Annotated in this window: 13 protein-coding genes, 1 tRNA gene and 1 pseudogene; 2 read left to right on the top strand and 13 right to left on the bottom strand. The window is 45.7% G+C overall.

Features of this window, described 5'->3' with window-relative positions:
- Positions 1–46 precede the first annotated feature (46 nt).
- The 7 genes from cls to NFR99_RS10680 all read right to left on the bottom strand — a co-directional run bounded on the left by cls (position 47) and on the right by NFR99_RS10680 (position 7291).
- On the bottom strand, positions 47–1693 hold the full coding sequence (gene cls, locus NFR99_RS10710) for a cardiolipin synthase (protein WP_251353605.1): 1647 nt from the start codon (positions 1691–1693) through the stop codon (positions 47–49).
- 37 nt (positions 1694–1730) lie between these two features.
- Positions 1731–3683, bottom strand: a complete 1953-nt coding sequence (gene ligA, locus NFR99_RS10705) for an NAD-dependent DNA ligase LigA (protein ID WP_251353614.1) — start codon at positions 3681–3683, stop codon at positions 1731–1733.
- A gap of 5 nt (positions 3684–3688) precedes the next feature.
- Positions 3689–4477 (bottom strand): pseudouridine synthase, encoded by a 789-nt coding sequence (locus tag NFR99_RS10700; RefSeq protein WP_243126867.1) that lies wholly within the window; start codon positions 4475–4477, stop codon positions 3689–3691.
- A 174-nt stretch (positions 4478–4651) separates the two neighbouring features.
- A complete protein-coding gene (locus NFR99_RS10695; protein WP_120486098.1) occupies positions 4652–5086 on the bottom strand; it encodes a hypothetical protein in 435 nt (144 codons plus the stop codon).
- A gap of 213 nt (positions 5087–5299) precedes the next feature.
- Entirely contained in the window at positions 5300–6214 is a 915-nt protein-coding gene (locus NFR99_RS10690; protein WP_120486099.1) for an SH3 domain-containing protein, read from the bottom strand.
- A gap of 45 nt (positions 6215–6259) precedes the next feature.
- Positions 6260–6332 (bottom strand) — tRNA-Arg (locus tag NFR99_RS10685).
- 182 nt (positions 6333–6514) lie between these two features.
- Positions 6515–7291, bottom strand: a complete 777-nt coding sequence (locus NFR99_RS10680; protein ID WP_251353604.1) for a hypothetical protein — start codon at positions 7289–7291, stop codon at positions 6515–6517.
- Positions 7292–7715: 424 nt separating this feature from the next.
- On the opposite strand from NFR99_RS10680, the pseudogene NFR99_RS15485 reads away from it, so the two are divergent.
- A pseudogene (locus tag NFR99_RS15485) lies at positions 7716–7853 on the top strand (transposase); the annotation flags it as partial.
- A gap of 564 nt (positions 7854–8417) precedes the next feature.
- Here the strand turns inward: NFR99_RS15485 and NFR99_RS10675 are convergent.
- From NFR99_RS10675 to ftsH, 6 genes are all read right to left on the bottom strand, one after another.
- Positions 8418–8969, bottom strand: a complete 552-nt coding sequence (locus tag NFR99_RS10675; RefSeq protein ID WP_120486101.1) for a TIGR01440 family protein — start codon at positions 8967–8969, stop codon at positions 8418–8420.
- Between the two features lie 51 nt (positions 8970–9020).
- On the bottom strand, positions 9021–9782 hold the full coding sequence (locus tag NFR99_RS10670; RefSeq protein ID WP_120486102.1) for a YdcF family protein: 762 nt from the start codon (positions 9780–9782) through the stop codon (positions 9021–9023).
- Positions 9783–9855: 73 nt separating this feature from the next.
- Complete coding sequence (locus tag NFR99_RS10665) at positions 9856–10362, bottom strand: SEC-C metal-binding domain-containing protein (RefSeq protein ID WP_120486103.1); 507 nt, start codon at positions 10360–10362, stop codon at positions 9856–9858.
- A gap of 315 nt (positions 10363–10677) precedes the next feature.
- A complete protein-coding gene (gene uvrC / locus NFR99_RS10660; protein ID WP_120486104.1) occupies positions 10678–12579 on the bottom strand; it encodes an excinuclease ABC subunit UvrC in 1902 nt (633 codons plus the stop codon).
- Positions 12580–12631: 52 nt separating this feature from the next.
- Positions 12632–13168, bottom strand: coding sequence for an HD domain-containing protein (locus NFR99_RS10655; RefSeq protein WP_251353603.1), 537 nt, complete (start codon positions 13166–13168; stop codon positions 12632–12634).
- A gap of 66 nt (positions 13169–13234) precedes the next feature.
- The gene (gene ftsH / locus NFR99_RS10650; RefSeq protein WP_120486105.1) at positions 13235–15157 is read right to left on the bottom strand and encodes an ATP-dependent zinc metalloprotease FtsH; all 1923 of its coding nucleotides are present in this window, start codon (positions 15155–15157) and stop codon (positions 13235–13237) included.
- Between the two features lie 184 nt (positions 15158–15341).
- Between ftsH and NFR99_RS10645 the strand changes: the two genes are divergently transcribed.
- Entirely contained in the window at positions 15342–16820 is a 1479-nt protein-coding gene (locus NFR99_RS10645) for a DUF1846 domain-containing protein (RefSeq protein ID WP_120486106.1), read from the top strand.
- Positions 16821–17456 lie beyond the last annotated feature (636 nt).

The raw sequence follows: 17456 nt of genomic DNA, 5'->3' as shown, positions 1-17456 counted from the left end.
TTCCCACCTTTCCTTTCTCTGTATTGTATTGATACTTTGAGCATACTTACATCAGCGGGGCAAGCAGACGCAGCGCTTTTCCGGCGATGCGGCTGCCCAGAGGCTGGCTTTTGACGTCCTCCCGGCTCATTTTCCGGCATTCTTTCAGTGTTGCCTGAAAATCTGCCTCAATAGATGGTATGACGCTGTTCCTATATAAATATACTGCACACTCAAAATGCAGGTACAGGCTTCTGTAATCCAGATTAATCGTGCCAACCACCGCTTTCCTGTCATCAGAAGTAAATACTTTCGCATGGACAAATCCCGGCGTATATTCATAAATCTGCACGCCCGCATCCATCAGCTCGCAATAATAAGTCTTTGCCAGCATAAATGCATATTTTTTATCTGGAATATGAGGCATCATAATGATAACTTCCACGCCACGCTTCGCCGCGTAGGTAAGCGCGGTAATCATTTCATGTCCCAAGATCAGATATGGCGTCATGATATGCACATAATCCTTGGCTGTATATAAAATGTCCATATACACACTTTCCCCAACCTGTTCATTGTCCAGTGGACTGTCTCCGTAAGGCATTACAAACCCGTCCCCTTTTACCGGAAACTTTATCTGTTCAACATCCAGATAGGGGTCAAATATTTCTGCCCTTCTGTGCTTTTCTACATTCCACATTTCCAGGAACATCAAAGTAAAACTGCGGACGGCATCTCCTTCTATCATAACCGCAGTATCTTTCCAAATACCGAACCGCTCCTTTTTTCCAATATACTCATCCGCCAGATTGATGCCCCCGGTAAATGCTACCCTGCCGTCAATCACCACAATCTTCCTGTGGTCGCGGTTATTCTGATGCGTGGAAAGCGCGGGAACCACCGGGGCGAACATATGGCACTGAATCCCCAGTTCTTCTATCTTTTTCGGATAATTATACGGAAGCATGGAAAAACTGCAAGTCCCATCGTACATAAACCGCACTTCCACTCCCTCCGCCGCTTTCCGAACCAGTACTTCCAGGATCGTTTTCCACATATATCCTTTTGCTACAATAAAGTACTCCATAAAAATAAATTTCTGCGCTTTTTCAAGCTGTACGAGAAGCTCTTCAAATTTCGCCTGGCCATCCGGAAAATATTTGGCGGACGTATTCTGATAGGTAGGGAAGCCCCCCCTCTGATAAACATATTTTGACAGATGAGGCATCTCCGGGCTTTCTTTTGATAGATTTTCAGTTACTTTCTCATTCTGCATCCAATAGTGCCTCGTCTCAATGTGCATATTCTGCAGATGCTTGTTAATCCATTTTGTTCCAGGCTGCAGAGCCACAAACACGTAGAGCAGGGTGCCAAACACTGGCCATCCCAGAATCAATATAATCCATGAAATCATAAACGCCGGATTTTCCCGACAGTTTATGATATGTATTACCAAAACAACCGCAAACACCCGTAATATCGCGTTAAGGAACATCCCCTTATCCTGCAGATACTGGTATGCCAGAAACAGCATAAGTATCTGCAGCAAAAGCAGAATGATAATTACCGCCGTTCTTCCATAAATGACTCCAAACAAGCCCTTCTTTCCTTTTTCAATGGCCTGGCTCTCGTCAATTTTCTTCTTTAAAATCTCTTTCTTTTCTTTTAACGCCTCTTTTGTTTCTTTCAGCGTTTCCTTTTTTTCTTTTATCATTTTTTACTCCGGAATGCTGTGCGCCCGCTTTTGGCAATTACAGCATTTTCATAAAATCTTCCTCTGAAATAATCGGTATCCCCAATGCTTTTGCTTTCTTATTTTTCGATGATGAGGACGCTGCATCGTTATTAATCAGATACGTTGTTTTGGACGTAACAGACCCCGTCACTTTTCCTCCCTTTTCTTCAATCAAAGATTTCAGCTCATTCCTGTTAGAATAATGCTGTACGCTTCCCGTAATGACAAAGTTCATGCCTGCAAAAACCTGTTCCGATGCCTCTATGTCCGGAATTTCTATCTCCAGCTTTTCCAAAAGCCGATCCAGCATACTGCTGTTTTTTTCTGATGCAAAATATTCCGCCACTGTTTTTCCAATTACCGGCCCGATTCCGTCAACCGCCGCCAATTCTTCCGCATCCGCACTCCGTATCTTACCCAGATTATACTGAAATGCTTTGCAAATCATCTTAGCGTTTGCTACGCCCACATTAGGGATTCCCAGTCCGTACAGCAGACGGGGCTGGGTAGTTTTTTGCGCTTCAGCAATTCCAGCCATCAGATTTTCATAGGATTTTATCCCGAATCCTTCCATCTCCACAATCTCTTCACGGTGCTTATCCAGCTCAAAAATGTCTGCAAACTCATGAATAAACCCTCGTCCGATAAACTTCTCCAAAGTAGCCTCAGACAGTCCGTCAATATTTAATGCATTGCGGCTGACAAAAAGAGTGAAAAGCTTAAGTTTCTTCGCCTGGCATTCCTCATTCGTACAGTAAAGCGTTTCTACATCATTTGCTTTTTGAATGTGCGTCGCCCCTCCGCATACCGGGCATGTTTCAGGAATCTTCACATTCCCGCTCCGGGTAAGGTTTTCCGCAATCTGAGGAATAATCATATTTGCCTTATATACCTGGATTTCATCTTGAATTCCCAGTTCCAGCGCCTTCATAATGCTTAGATTGTGCACACTGGCGCGGCTCACTGTAGTGCCCTCCAGCTCCACCGGCTCAAAAATAGCCACCGGGTTAATCAACCCTGTCCTTGAAGGACTCCACTCAATTTCCAGCAAATGGGTATTCCTGATTTCATCTTTCCATTTAAACGCGATAGAATCACGCGGAAACTTTGCCGTAGTTCCCAATGACTGCCCATAGGCAATATCATCGTAAACCACCACCAGCCCATCCGATGGAATGTCATACTCCTGTATTCTCCGTGCAAACCACTCTACGGCCTCCGGCACATCTTCACCCGTCACAATTCTGTGCTCTACCACGCAAAAGCCCTGTTTCTGCATCCACGCAAACTGTTCTTTCCTGGAATTCTTAAAATCCACCCCTTCAGCTTTCACCAGAGAAAACGCATAGAAATTCACATGCCTTGCCGCTGTGATTTCATTATTCAGCTGGCGTACCGAGCCGCTGCACAAATTCCTGGGGTTTTTATATTTTGCATCTACATCCTCAATCTCTTCATTGATTTTCACAAAATCACTGTAAGAAATAACAGCTTCGCCCCGCAGAATTAACTCTCCTTTGTACGGAATAGACAGTGGAATATTCTCAAACACGCGGGCATTGCCGGTAATGACCTCGCCTACCTCTCCGTTTCCTCTGGTAACTGCCTTAAAAAGCCCTCCATCCCGGTATGTGAGCACAATGGTAAGCCCGTCCAATTTCCAGGACACCAAAGCCTTCTGCTCTCCCACAAAGCTTTTCAAAGCTTCCACATCTTTTGTCTTATCCAAAGAAAGCATAGGCTGCTCATGGCGCTCTTTGGGCAATTCTTGCACAGACTCGTACCCTACCGTTACCGTAGGGCTTCCTGCAAGTACAATTCCTGTTTCCCGCTCCAGAGCTGACAGCTCATCGTACAATTTATCGTACTCAAAATTACTCATAATCTCCCGATTTTCCTGATAATAAGCTTTTCCTGCTTCTGTCAGTATTTTTGTCAATTCTTTTATCCTCTGAAGCTTGATGTCCATTTCTTTCACCCTTTCCTCCCGCGCTGCACAGGCTCGCTCACAGAACCTCTTAGCATATCATACAGCGTTTCTATTTCCTGCCCTGTGATTTTCCGATACTCTCCCGGACGCAGGTTTCCCAGTAAAATATTCATAATACGCACCCTCCGCAGCCGCATAACCCTGCAGCCGCAATATTCACACATCCGCCGTATCTGACGGTTCAGCCCTTGCGTGAGAATAATCCGAAGCGTATATTTCCCTGTCTTTTCCACTTTACAGGGACGCGTCACCTGGTCTAAAACCGGAATCCCGCCCCCTGCCATTTTCCGAACAATTTCTTCCGTTACAGGTCTGTCGATTGTCACCAGATATTCCTTCTCATGATAATTTCCGGCCCGCATGATTTTATTCAAAATATCTCCATGATTTGTCATTAAAAGCAGCCCTTCGGAGTTCTTGTCCAAACGTCCAACTGAAAATACCCGTTTCGGATAATTCAACATCTCCTCTACCGTCCTGTCTCCCCAACGTTTATCCGTAGTGCATACCACGCCCACAGGCTTGTTCACAGCCAGCAGAATCATTTCTTCCTCTATCGCGCAGGTTTTCCCATCTACAGATACTTTGTCCCCAGGCTTCACTTTCATTCCTATGAGAGCTTTCTGTCCGTTCACAGTCACACGTCCGCCCTCAACCAGACGGTCAGCTTCCCGCCGGGAGCACACGCCTGCTTCGCTCAGATACTTATTCAAACGTACCTGCGCCCTGCCTTCCTTTTCCTCAAATTCCTTCTGCATCCTATTATCCGCCATGTTCATCCCTCATACTGCTGCTAATTTGCTGTACACTCCATCATACACAGCGTAAAATCCATACGATACAGTATACACAGTTTCCCGCGATTATTCAAGCAATTTCGCAGTAAGAGACAGCGTGACCCGATAATCACAGTCTGCCGAAGAAACCGTTGATTCCGCTCCCGTCTGCTATAGGTACGATTTCAAAATCTGTATATTTTCTTTTTCAAACTCCAGAAATTCTTCTGCCAGTTCACATGAAAATGTGCTGGTAACTTTATTTTTCCCCAAGGTATCTTCCATACCTTTGACACGTTTATTCTCTTCTTTCAGCATCATGTCCGCCACGTGCCCCGTACTTACATTCAATGCTGTGCCAGCCTGGATTGCCGTCCATCTCTTTGTCCTGTCCAGGATGCTGATTGGCTGCGGAACAATCCCCTGATCCAGCAGTCCCTCTGCTGCCCTTTCCCTGAATCTGGAATATTTTGCGGCCTGCCTGTTTAAATCATATGCCAGCTCGTCGTCATAAACTTTACTGATAATACTGTGAATATCCAGCAGTGCAGCCCCGCTTCCTCTGCATATATTCTCTAAAACTTCCTGTTCTGTGTGAGATAACATCTTTCTGCCTCCTATCCATTATACGCTTACAAAGCGGTAATCTTTTGTTGCTCCCCGGAACTATGCATCCCAAAGTTCCAGACAGACTAAGTCCTTTATAGCATTAGGCAGAAAGGAATTTTTTATACAAAAAAGAGCTGCTGCCAGACAATAAAACGCGCACTGTATATGCCGCTTTGCTATCCTTGCACCAGCTCTCAAATAAAATTCTTTTTATTGTTTAACGTCCTCTGTCAGTAAATCACTTCTCACAAACCCGGAACCTTCACTTAAGCGTACTTCCGACCAGCCATTATCCAGCTTCCTGATTCTGGTGATTGTTTCGCCTTCACTCAGAGAACCTACAACATCTGCATCTTCCCTTGAATCAGAACGGATATTGCAGGCTTCTTTCGCCTGAACCAGCTTATTTACTTCCACATCCACCTCGCCGCCGCTGGGAATCACGCTTTCCGTCTCCGGAACCTCCAGGCTTTCCATATATGCTTTAAGTTCAGGATCAGAATCCTCTGCCTCTTTGCACGCTTTATTTACTCTCTCAATCAGTTCTTTCACATCCTGCTCGCTCTTCTGCTTTTCAATATATGCTTTAATTTCCTCATCGTTGTCCCAATTTGCCACGCAGAGGCTTCCGTCGCCCCGTGTGCGGAGATACAGCCCCATCAGGCTCGGAACCTGTGTCTCATAACCTGTCAGTTTTCCTTCGTAATACACATATACTACATAAGAGCCTTCATGCAGGCCGTTCTTTGAATATACGGAAATATTATTATAGCTCTCGATTACACTGTTGCTTTCAATCGCCTGCTGATCTTTCTCATCCAGCACTTCCACAATCTGCTTCAGGGATTCAATATCCTTCTCGCCCACTGCCTTATAGTACTTCTGTACCGTTTCTAATATAGCCGGGTCATTCTGCACTAAAGCATTTGACGCTTCTGTCTCGCCCGGACTCTGCGTCTCAACCACTGCCTGTGACTGGCTTTCACTTTCCTTCTGCTTATCTTTGCCGCCGGAACTCCCGAAAAACCTTACTGCAAAAACTGCCAGGACAATTATCAGAATAACAGCTAAACCGAGCAAGATATATCTTAGATTATCAGAAATCCATTCTCTAAAATTATCCACTATGCTTACCTCCATGTCTTGATATTCGCCTGGATATAAAAAAAGCGCACCTGGAGGGATTCGAACCCCCGACACGTGGTACCGGAAACCACTGCTCTATCCCCTGAGCTACAGGTGCATGCTTTTATGTCAGCTATCCGAATCTTCCGGATATCCAGACAAATTTGTTTCATCCGCCGTATGCCTTTTTAAACAGATAAAATCTCTCCATTCATCCACTGCGGATAAGCAACGTAAACATAATATCACACTTAACCCGAAAAGTCAACGAAAACGAAATTTCTTCCGCCATACCGGCAGCTATTCATCCTTCAAATGCATAACAAGTCCGTACGGGCGCCTCAAATACCCTGCCAGCGCCTTTATCAGCTCTTCCTCCAGTTCTGGCGTTATCCGCACGCCCGATACCTCCCCGCCGCACTGTGTGCCATCTGTATCGCAAGCCGCCAAAAATGAAAGAGATTTTAGTTCTAAATCCAGCCCCCTTTTCTCAAGCGCTGTCTGCGCCAATGCCATAAGCTTATTTTTCACGTCTTCCCGCTGCAGAAGCTTCAACCCCAGTTTCTCCGTTTCCTCCGGCACGGCTTTTGCCGCCTGTTTCAACATGCTTCCCGCACAGCTTCCCAATATTCTCCCTATACTCCCGCTGCCTGCAAAAACTGCAGCAGCCTCATAAATTTTCTCCCGCGCCTTTTCACTCTCCGCAAGCGCTCTCAAATCAACGCTGACTCCTTTTCCAGCCAGCTCCAGTCCTTTGCCTGTATGCTCTATATACACATTGCGAATCACAAAGCTTTTGCCCCAGGCATCTGTCCGGAGATATTCGTTCAATTTTTCTGTCAGTACTGTCTGGTATGCATTCATGCACTGGCACAGCAATTCTTGCTTCGCCTTCCCCTGCAGCCTCTCCATGACCCCTAGCAGTACCGGCAGGGCGTCCTCCCCAAGCTCCAGAAGTAGGCGCAGCAGCAGATTTGGGTCCTGAATCCCCCGGCACTTCTCCAAAACTGCCGGAAACAAAGCTGTTATAGTCTGTTCATAACCTATCGTTCCGATTGTGATTCTGATATCAAACATGTGTAAATCCTCCATATATTAAGTAATTATTTCTCCCAGTTCCAACTATCATATCACTTTTGTCTGCTTGAGTATAACTTTATTTCATTATCCGCTCAAACAAACAGAACCACTCCGCCACCATATGTAATTCCATAGAGTTTTATGTTTCATTTTGTAACATCCTGTTGATTTCCCGCGCCTGCCGCGGTATAGTATGAGTGCGTAATATCTTTGCTTTGTCCCCGGTGCCCTATCACCTGTGCCGGGGACGTCTCTTTGGCCGCATCACTTCAAAAATCTCCTTGTCAATGATGTAATCTGCTTCTTCCCTGCTTTAAGGAAATCCAGCGCAGAGTTTCAGCATGAACCAGCTCTTGCCGATTTTCTGTGTTCCGCAGAACAAGACGGACACAGCATTTCCGAATAAACGCTAAATAAATTTTTGATTGTTTTCACAAAAATTGCACTGAAGTATGTTCCGGATAAAGACAGAAAAGCATTTGCCACAGATTTGAAAACGATATATCAAGCGTCTGATGAAAAGAAGGCCCTGGCAGCTTTAGATAGAGTGACAGAAAAATAGACTCCGATATTTTGATTGTGTTATTTTGTAAAAATGCTGGGGTAATGTCGGCTTAAGTTGACGACATTGTTTAGGGTCAACCTTTTCCATCTCATTTTCCGCCCTTTATCCCACTTCATATAATCTTATAGGATTTTATATTTTATTTTGCAATATTATCTTGATTTTTCTTTCTTAATACGATATAGTGTGTATGTATAATATCTTTGCTTTTGCCCCCGGCTTCCTATCATCTGTGCCGGGGGCATCTCTTTGGCCGCATCATTTCATAAGTCTCCTTATCAATGATGATATCCTCCCGCTGCTCCGTGCCCCTGTCCACCAGGTACAGGGGCCTTTCATATGCACACTGCGTGTCCATTATTTTGTTGTAGAAGAATCACCACAAAACAACAAACAAAAGGAGTATTTTGCATGATTAATTATAATAGATTAAATTTTTGTACATTACAAATACTTGACACGGTGTTTGCATATCTATAATGCAGCTGGTTTTTTAATGAATAATCAAGAAAGTTGATTAATTTTATTTTTTACACTATTTTTTATTGACATGCTGTTTTACAGCAGCTTTGCATCATAACATGCCCGTTCGCCGCCCACAAATTTCAGCCTCGTCCTGGCGCACACCACATGCGCCTCTCCAATAGTTTTCCGGCTGATGCGCACCGGCACTGCTACCCGGCGCAGATGCATCCCAATTAGGGTATCGCCGATATCCACCCCTGCGTGCGCCTGTATTCCTTCCACTGCCACCGGATGAGCGAACCCCTGATACGCCGCCGTAGCAAAAGCCCCGCCCGCTTTTGGCTGTGGAACCACGTTGACACATTCCAGACCATATGCGACTGCCGCCTCCTTTTCAAGAATCAGGCTGCGGTTCAAATGTTCACAGCACTGTGCTGCCAGATATACCCCCTGTTCCTTTACTGCTTCGTAAATGCCCTCAAACACAGCTTTTCCGATTTCTACACTGGAATGAGAACCGATTTTGTAAGCAGAAATCTCACTGGTAGAACAGCCCGCCACCAAAATATCTCCCTGTTCCAGATTCGCTGCTGACAGCAGCTCCTGCACCGTATCGTACGCCTCTTTCTTATATTCTTTCAACATATGCACACCCTCCCGCTTCATCTTTGCATATACATTCCAACTTTATATTCTCTAAATCTGGCGCACATGGCCAAACCATTCTATATTTCCCGTTAACTTTTCTTTCATAATCGCAAAAGCTTCCCGAACCATAAAATGCGGCTGATAAATCGGCTCAGATGATGCCGCAATGCCATACACATCCTGATATCCCTGATGTTCTGCCAGCTTCAACGCCCGGTAGATATGAAAATTCTGAGAAATAATTCCAATTCTCCCCCCTTTTCCAACTAGCGCCGCGCTGAACTCCAAATTCTCTACCGTACTGGTAGACTTATCCTCTTTTATCAAACGTTCTTCCTCAATTCCTGCTTCCACGAGACAGTCATACATTGCCTGTGCCTCCGAAATATTCTCTCCACTGCCCTTACCTCCGGAAAGAACTGCAATTGTCCCGGGATTTTCTTTCAGGTATTCTTCCGCTTTTTGGATACGCCTCATAAGCGCCTTACTCGGCACGTCTCCACGCACCTGTGCCCCTAGCACAATAACATAATCTAAGCCTTTTTCTCCCTTAGCCCCCATCTTTGAGATAATGAGCCCCTCCAGTACAAAAAAAATCAGCAATCCTACCCCTGCTAACACAATCCCCGCCGCCTTCACCATTCCCGGAATATGAAGCCCCCGGACTTTTGCAAATTTCATCCATAGCCCGCCCCCAAACAGCACAATGCCCCCGGCCAGCCATATAAAAGAAAAATCCATTCCCACCGCTGCCATCAAAGCGTAATAGCCCAGACAGATAACACCCAGAACCAGACATAAAAGTTCCATACCGTACCTCCTTTGTAAAACCTGAATAGAAAAGAACCGAAGGGAGCTGCCTCACACAGCCCCCCTCCGTTATTTACGCGTTCCTGCCACAGCAGAACTTATATTTTTTCCCGCTTCCGCACGGACACGGGTCATTTCTTCCAATCTTCTTTCCTTTTACAACTGTATTTGCCTTTTTCGCCTCTTTATACAGTGCTTTCTTTTTCTCTTCATCAAAAATCTCATCCCACATAGGAAGTTCATACAGCCAGTCCGCCTTCGCATCGACCATATTCTTATATAGCTTCTCTTTGTCAAACTCAAGGCTTACTACCGTATCCTCACTCAATTCCTCTATCGGATTCGGAACTTTCAGGCTGTCGTCGATGCCGTCAAGGAATCCTACCATTATCATCAAGTCCAGATTGTATTTCTCTGCCAGCTCTTTCACGGTTCCCTTCACTACTTCGTCCGGATTTGTAAGAAGCTGTTCGTAAACCCCTTTTTCGATTAAAAAGTACTCTGACCAGAATTTCTGCAGTATCTTCTTATCTGTTGTCTGAGAGTATGCTTTCTCTCTCCATTCCTGTAATAATCCCATTTCTTTACCATCCTTTGTCCCATAATGAATTCTGTAGGAAGCCCCGGCTTCCCTGATAGTTTTTAGACACACGCCCTATTATATACCATTTACAGCAATAAGGCAAAATTTTTTTTATTTTTGTCACAAATCTTGTAACAGTTCAGCCTTCGGCTTCACTGTTACGGAATCCAGCCCATTTAAAGTTTGCTTTCGCAAAGGGCTGGATTCTCTGGCTGAATTTACGCATTCTCACAGACTTTGCAGCAGGTGCAAAGTACCTGGGCTGAGCTGTTACCAAATCTTGCAGCCACTCCCTTACAAAGTGCAATGGACTCAGCTTTCCGGCAGAACCGTGGCATCTTTCGCCTGTGAGTCGGACGCCGCAAAAAACTCCTTCACTTTCCGTGCGCTGGCTTCATTCATGGCCGGAGCATTCGCCAATTCTTCGAGACTCGCCGCTTTTATCGCGTCCAAAGACTGGAACGTGCGCATCAGAGACTTCCGTCTGGCCGGCCCGATACCCGGAATATCATCCAAAATAGAATGAACCTGCCCTTTGCTTCTCAGTGAACGATGGTACTCAATCGCAAAACGGTGTGCCTCATCCTGAATCCGCGTGATAAGCCGGAATCCCTCAGAAGATTTATCGATAGGAATTTCTTCATTTCGGAAATAAAGCCCTCTTGTCCTGTGGTTATCATCTTTCACCATGCCGCACACCGGAATGTCAAGCTTCAGGCGCTCCAGTACCTGAAGCGCAATATTCACCTGCCCTTTTCCGCCATCCATCATGATTAAATCCGGAAACACGCTGAAACTTCCGAAACTATCTGCCACCTGCTTTTCCTCCAGCTCTTTTTGTTCCCTTAAACCATGCTCAAACCTTCTGGTAAGCACTTCATTCATGCTTGCATAATCATCTGGACCAACAACCGATTGAATCTTGAATTTCCGGTAATCGCTGCGCTTCGGTTTCCCCCGCTCATAAACTATCATAGAACCTACCGCTTCAAACCCGCTGATATTTGAAATATCATAAGCCTCTACCCGAGATATATTTTCTATTCCCAAAAGCGATGCAATCTCTTTCATTGCCCCGATCGTACGGCCTTCTTCCCGTTTCATCCTGTCTTTATCCTGCTCTAAAACAATCTCCGCATTTTTCGCGGCCAATTCCACCAATTTTTCCTTCGTCCCTTTTTTCGGAACCCGGATATACACCCTTCCTCCCCGTTTCCCGCCGAGCCATTCCTCTACCACGGCGCTGTCCTCAATCTCCTGGGGAAGCATGATTTCTCTGGGAATAAATGGTGTACCCGTATAAAACTGTTTTACAAAGCTGGACAAAATTGCTCCCGCACTATCCTGCGGAGCCACCCGCAGGTAAAAATGATCCCGCCCAATCATCCTGCCTCCGCGGATAAAGAACATTTGTACCACCGCATCACTTTCCTGAACCGCCAGCGCAATAATATCCTTATCCTCCCCGTCACTGTTGGTAATCTTTTGTTTCTGGGCAATCATCTTTACACTTTTTAAAAGCTCCCGCTGCTCAATTGCCGCCTCAAAGTCCATCTGTTCTGCCGCTTCATTCATCCTCCGCTCCAACATCTTTACTACCGGGCTATAATTTCCATTCAAAAAACCCAGAACTTCATCTACAGATTTACGGTAATCTTCACGGCTGATATAGCCCTGACAAGGCGCATTGCACTGTTTAATGTGATAATTTAAACAAGGTCTTTCATTTCCGATATCCCGCGGCAGCTTTCGGCTGCACGTGCGGATTTTGTAGATTTTATGAATCAAATCAATCGTATTGTTCACCGCTCCTGCGCTGGTATAAGGTCCGTAATACTTATTCTTATCCTTTTTCATGGAACGTGAAAAAAGCACCCGCGGATAATCCTCTGATGTAGTCACTTTGATAAACGGATAGGTCTTATCATCTGTAAGCATAGTATTGTATTTCGGCCTATGCTCCTTAATTAAATTACACTCTAAAACTAATGCTTCCAGCTCTGAATCCGTGACAATATATTCAAATCTGGAAATCCGTGACACCATCTGCTCGATTTTCGCGCCTTTATTCCGGCTGCTCTGAAAATACTGCCGGACACGGTTCTTTAAGCTGATAGCCTTTCCCACATAAATAATGGCGTCCCTATCATCATGCATAATATAAACCCCCGGTTTCCCGGGGAGTTTCTTTAATTCTTCCTGAATATCAAACAATCTGCAGCCGCTCCTTTACATAAGTTCCCGTTTTATCCTTCCAAATCTCCCTCTACATAGCTGCCAGAGGAAGGAACTTCACCCGAAGCTCCTCATAAGGGCTGCGGCTGAACACTTCATAGGTAGAACACCATTTATCCACCAAACATACCAGCACGGACTCCCGATAACGGGGCAATGCTAAGTTCAGTGGAAACATATGTTTCGCAATAATATCCTGTTCCCTCTCAGAAAGCCTGAAATCCTTTCTGGCATTTCGGAGCGCACGTCCTGCATGGGTAAAACCATGCCATCTGTGATACTTATTTTTCTCATGCCAATCATACAGAAAATAGTCATGCAGCAGCGCGCCTCTCAGCAACTCCCGCCTGTGATAAGCTATATGAAGCTTTTCTGCCAAAAGGCAGCTAAAATAAGAAACCGCAATACAGTGAAGCAGCGTACTCGTATTTCCATGCTGTGTAAAATCTTCCATCTTCAACAGCGAAGACTCCTCTGCCATCTTTTGTAAAACAGCGGCAAACTTTTCCTCAAACGCTTCCCTGGCCGCCATTCTCTCTTCTATGCTTCTGAAAAATCTTTTCCCCACGATAGCCCTCCTGACTTCTCGAACAGCCGCGCCATATCTGGGCTGTCCGCAATGCTAGTTCCTGTCTCAGCTTTCAGCCGCAGCCTCTTTGTCCAGGCTGACTGTTCCTTCTGCCTGATGAAAAATTTCCATAAACTGTTTGCCTGTAATCGTTTCCTTTTCTATCAGGAACGCCGCAATCTTATCCATTGTATCCTTATGCTCCTGCAGAAGCTTCTTCGCCTTTTCATATGACTCTTTTATAAGTTTCATGACTTCTTTATCTACTTCTGCTTCCGTCACTTCACTGCAGTTTAACACCAGGCGGTTATCTAAATATTCACCCGCCACTGATTCTAATCCTACCATTCCAAATTTCTCAGACATGCCAAAGCGTGTAATCATAGAACGGGCAATCTTTGTTGCTTTCTCTATATCGTTCGCGGCGCCTGTCGTCACAGAACCAAAGACAATCTCCTCTGCTGCACGGCCTGCGGTAAAAGTCACCAGTTCTGCACGGAGCTCCGCTTCTGTCTGAAGATGCTTTTCCTCCTCCGGAACATTCAGCACGTAGCCCAGCGTTCCCATCGTACGGGGCACAATCGTAATCTTCTGTACCGGCTCCGCATCCTTCTGCAAGGCGCTTACCAGCGCATGGCCCACCTCATGATAAGAAACAATCTTCCTCTCCTCGGTACTCAAAATCTTGTTTTTCTTTTCCTTACCTACCAGCACCAGCTCCACAGCGTCAAACAAATCTTTCTGGCAAACCACTTCCCTGCCCTGCTTCACTGCCAGAATAGCCGCCTCATTCACCATGTTCGCCAAATCAGACCCCACTGCCCCCGATGTCGCCAGCGCAATCGCATCTAAATCTACTGTTTCATCCAGCTTCACATCCTTGCAATGTACCTTCAGCGTATCCACACGCCCTTTCAAATCCGGCTTCTCCACGATAATCCGCCTGTCAAAGCGTCCCGGACGCAAAAGAGCCGGGTCTAAAACCTCCGGGCGGTTTGTCGCTGCCAGAATCAAAAGCCCGGAACCGCTGTCAAAACCGTCCATCTCAGCCAGAAGCTGATTCAGCGTCTGCTCCCTCTCATCGTTCCCTCCGCCATAACGGCTGTCACGGCTCTTGCCAATGGCATCCACCTCATCAATAAAAATAATACACGGTGCATTCTTCTTTGCTTCCTCAAAAAGCTCACGTACACGGGAAGCGCCCACGCCCACGAACATTTCCACAAAATCAGAACCTGAAAGTGAGAAGAACGGCGCATGCGCTTCTCCCGCTACCGCTTTGGCCAGCAAAGTTTTTCCTGTACCCGGAGGTCCCACCAGCAGCGCGCCTTTGGGAAGCTTCGCCCCGATTTTTGAATAGCGTCCGGGATTTTCAAGGAAATCCACCACTTCCTGCAGGGATTCCTTTGCCTCATCCTGCCCGGCCACATCCTTAAAAGTCACGCCTGTTTCTTTCTGGGCATATACCCTGGCCTTATTCCGCCCTACGCCCATGACGCCGCCGCCCTTTGACATTTTCCTCATAAAGAACCAGAGCAGCAGCCATACAAAGATAAGAGGAACCAGAGTTGCCAAAATATTAAACAGCACCACGTTCGTTGTATCCGGAACCTTATATTCACAGGGAATCTCTGCCTCCAGAAGTTTCTGAGTCAGGTTTTCATCATCCATGCGCCCGGTCTTGTAGCTGAATTCAATCCCTCGGAACGGCTGTTCTTTCGGCACGATAGTAATTTCATTGTTTGTGACAGTTACTTTTTCAACCTTCCCCTCATCTACCATTTTCATGAATTGATTATACGTAATCCTCGTCTCCGTAGAATCTTTCAGCATTGTGTTAAAAAGATTGATTACAATCAATGCGACGAGAGATACAACCAGAAAAATAACAATATTCTGTCCATTTTTTGGTGTCTTGCCATTTTTAGGATCGTTCTGGGAGCCTCCCTGAGAGCCATTCCCATTTCCTGGCGTCTGATTATTATCCATTTCTACCTCCTAATTCTCATTCTCATCTATTATAAAGATACTTCCCATAGAAATCAATACAGAGTTTGTGAAAAAAACCTCACAAATCTAAATGTTTTCTAAAATACTGTCGAAAAGGGTTTTTACAACTCTCCTTTTTTATAGTATACTTTTATTAACGAAATACTGAACAGGAGAATGACCAATGAAAATAGGATTTGACAACGAGAAATACCTTACCATGCAGTCTGAACACATCCGCGAGCGTATTGGCCAGTTTGGGAACAAGCTGTACCTGGAGTTCGGCGGAAAACTTTTTGATGACTTCCACGCTTCCCGTGTATTGCCGGGCTTCGAACCGGACAGTAAGCTGCGGATGCTTATGCAGCTTTCCGAACAAGCCGAAATCGTCATTGTCATCAGTGCCGGAGATATTGAAAAAAATAAAATCCGCGGCGATTTGGGGATTACCTATGACACAGATGTATTGCGCCTGATTGATTCCTTTGAGGAAAAGGGGCTTTATGTGGGAAGTGTCGTCATCACCCAATATGCCGGGCAAAGCAGCGCAGACCTCTTCAAGAGCCGGCTTCAGAAGCTGGGATTCAAAGTATATACGCACTACGCTATCGAAGGATATCCTTCTAATATTCCGCTGATTGTCAGCGATAACGGCTACGGAAAAAATGAATACATCGAAACAGAACGGCCGCTGGTCGTCATCACTGCGCCAGGTCCCGGAAGCGGAAAAATGGCAACCTGCCTTTCCCAGCTTTACCATGAGCACAAACGGGGAATCCCTGCAGGATACGCTAAATTCGAAACTTTCCCTATCTGGAACATCCCGCTGAAACACCCGGTGAACCTTGCCTACGAGGCTGCTACCGCCGATTTGAACGATATCAATATGATTGACCCTTTCCACCTGGAAGCCTATGGAAAAGTGACGGTAAATTATAACCGCGACGTAGAAATCTTTCCCGTGCTCTCTGCCATTTTTGAGCGGATTTATGGGGAAAGCCCCTATAAATCCCCCACAGATATGGGGGTAAATATGGCCGGAAACTGTATCGTAGATGATGAGGCGTGCTGCGAAGCTTCCCGCCAGGAAATCGTACGCCGCTATTTCCAGGCGCTGAATGAACTGGCTGCCGGAACAAAGTCCGATTCTGAAGCCCTGAAAATCGAACTTATTATGAAGCAGGCACATGTAGCCGTTACGGACAGGCCGGTAGTTCCTGCCGCCCTAAAGCGCGCCGCCCTCACAGGTGCAACCGCCGCCGCCCTGGAACTTCCCGATGGAAAGATCATAACCGGAAAAACCTCCGACCTCCTGGGTCCCTGTTCCGCACTCCTTTTGAACGCCTTAAAAACACTGGCAGGCACTTCTGATGAGAGACATGTGATTTCTCCCGAAGCTATAGAGCCTATCCAGAGGCTGAAAACCGAATACCTCGGCAGCCATAACCCGCGTCTCCACACAGACGAAGTGCTTATCGCCCTTTCGATCAGCGCCGCCGCCGACCCAGACGCACAGAAAGCTCTGGAACAGCTGCCAAAGCTAAACGGCTGCCAAGCCCATGCCACATCGATGCTTTCAACTGTAGATATCAAACAGTTTAAACGCCTGGGCATACAGATGACGGCAGAACCCGTATACGAAAATAAACGTCTCTATCATTAAACCGGCACACAAAGAACGCCGCAGCGCTGTCTGGAAACGACATGCCTGCGGCTTTTATATTCTACAGGCCCATTTCAAATCTATGCGCTCATTCAAAAGACACGAAACACCTTTCTTCTTCATAAATCTGTAAATTATCAAATAATACCTGTTTATTCCACAATTCCCACACCATATTCGGATTATTGAAATGTCAATAGTTTTTTTGAGTTTTTTCCGCAAAAACCCCAATTTATGAGTTCTACACAAAACGAACGTTCCTTAAAAATACTATGTAAACCAGTTAAAAACATTAAAATTTTGTGGATAATGTGCATAACTCCGTGCATAACTCAAATATGCCCTATTTTCAAGCTTTTCCATTGTGGATAACTTTTGGAGAAGCGTTGACATAATTCTTCCTTCTTTTTGAAACCTGTCAAATTTTGTGCAATATGCACACATGGAATTACCCCTCTGTTTTATTAACAAAATATTACTTCTGTTAACTCATTGTAACATCTAAAGTTTTCAAACACTTTTATCTAATATTTTTCTACCCACGTTTTCACCTTCTGCTAGTCAAAAACCCCGCTGCAAGCAACGGGGCATCAAACTTGAAGCGCCCCAAGGGGCGGGGTATTTGACCCTCGCGGC

It is taken from the genome of Hominisplanchenecus murintestinalis, assembly GCF_943193015.1.
GTDB classification, from domain to species: domain Bacteria; phylum Bacillota; class Clostridia; order Lachnospirales; family Lachnospiraceae; genus Hominisplanchenecus_A; species Hominisplanchenecus_A murintestinalis.
This window is presented reverse-complemented; position numbering and strand designations above follow the sequence as displayed.

Excerpts from the sequence above, each read along its gene's own strand:
- cls (WP_251353605.1), bottom strand. The coding sequence starts at position 1,693 with ATGATAAAAGAAAAAAAGGAAACGCTGAAAGAAACAAAAGAGGCGTTA.
- ligA (WP_251353614.1), bottom strand. The coding sequence starts at position 3,683 with ATGGACATCAAGCTTCAGAGGATAAAAGAATTGACAAAAATACTGACA.
- NFR99_RS10700 (WP_243126867.1), bottom strand. The coding sequence starts at position 4,477 with ATGGCGGATAATAGGATGCAGAAGGAATTTGAGGAAAAGGAAGGCAGG.
- NFR99_RS10695 (WP_120486098.1), bottom strand. The coding sequence starts at position 5,086 with ATGTTATCTCACACAGAACAGGAAGTTTTAGAGAATATATGCAGAGGA.
- NFR99_RS10680 (WP_251353604.1), bottom strand. The coding sequence starts at position 7,291 with ATGTTTGATATCAGAATCACAATCGGAACGATAGGTTATGAACAGACT.
- NFR99_RS10675 (WP_120486101.1), bottom strand. The coding sequence starts at position 8,969 with ATGTTGAAAGAATATAAGAAAGAGGCGTACGATACGGTGCAGGAGCTG.
- NFR99_RS10670 (WP_120486102.1), bottom strand. The coding sequence starts at position 9,782 with ATGGAACTTTTATGTCTGGTTCTGGGTGTTATCTGTCTGGGCTATTAC.
- NFR99_RS10665 (WP_120486103.1), bottom strand. The coding sequence starts at position 10,362 with ATGGGATTATTACAGGAATGGAGAGAGAAAGCATACTCTCAGACAACA.
- ftsH (WP_120486105.1), bottom strand. The coding sequence starts at position 15,157 with ATGGATAATAATCAGACGCCAGGAAATGGGAATGGCTCTCAGGGAGGC.
- NFR99_RS10645 (WP_120486106.1), top strand. The coding sequence starts at position 15,342 with ATGAAAATAGGATTTGACAACGAGAAATACCTTACCATGCAGTCTGAA.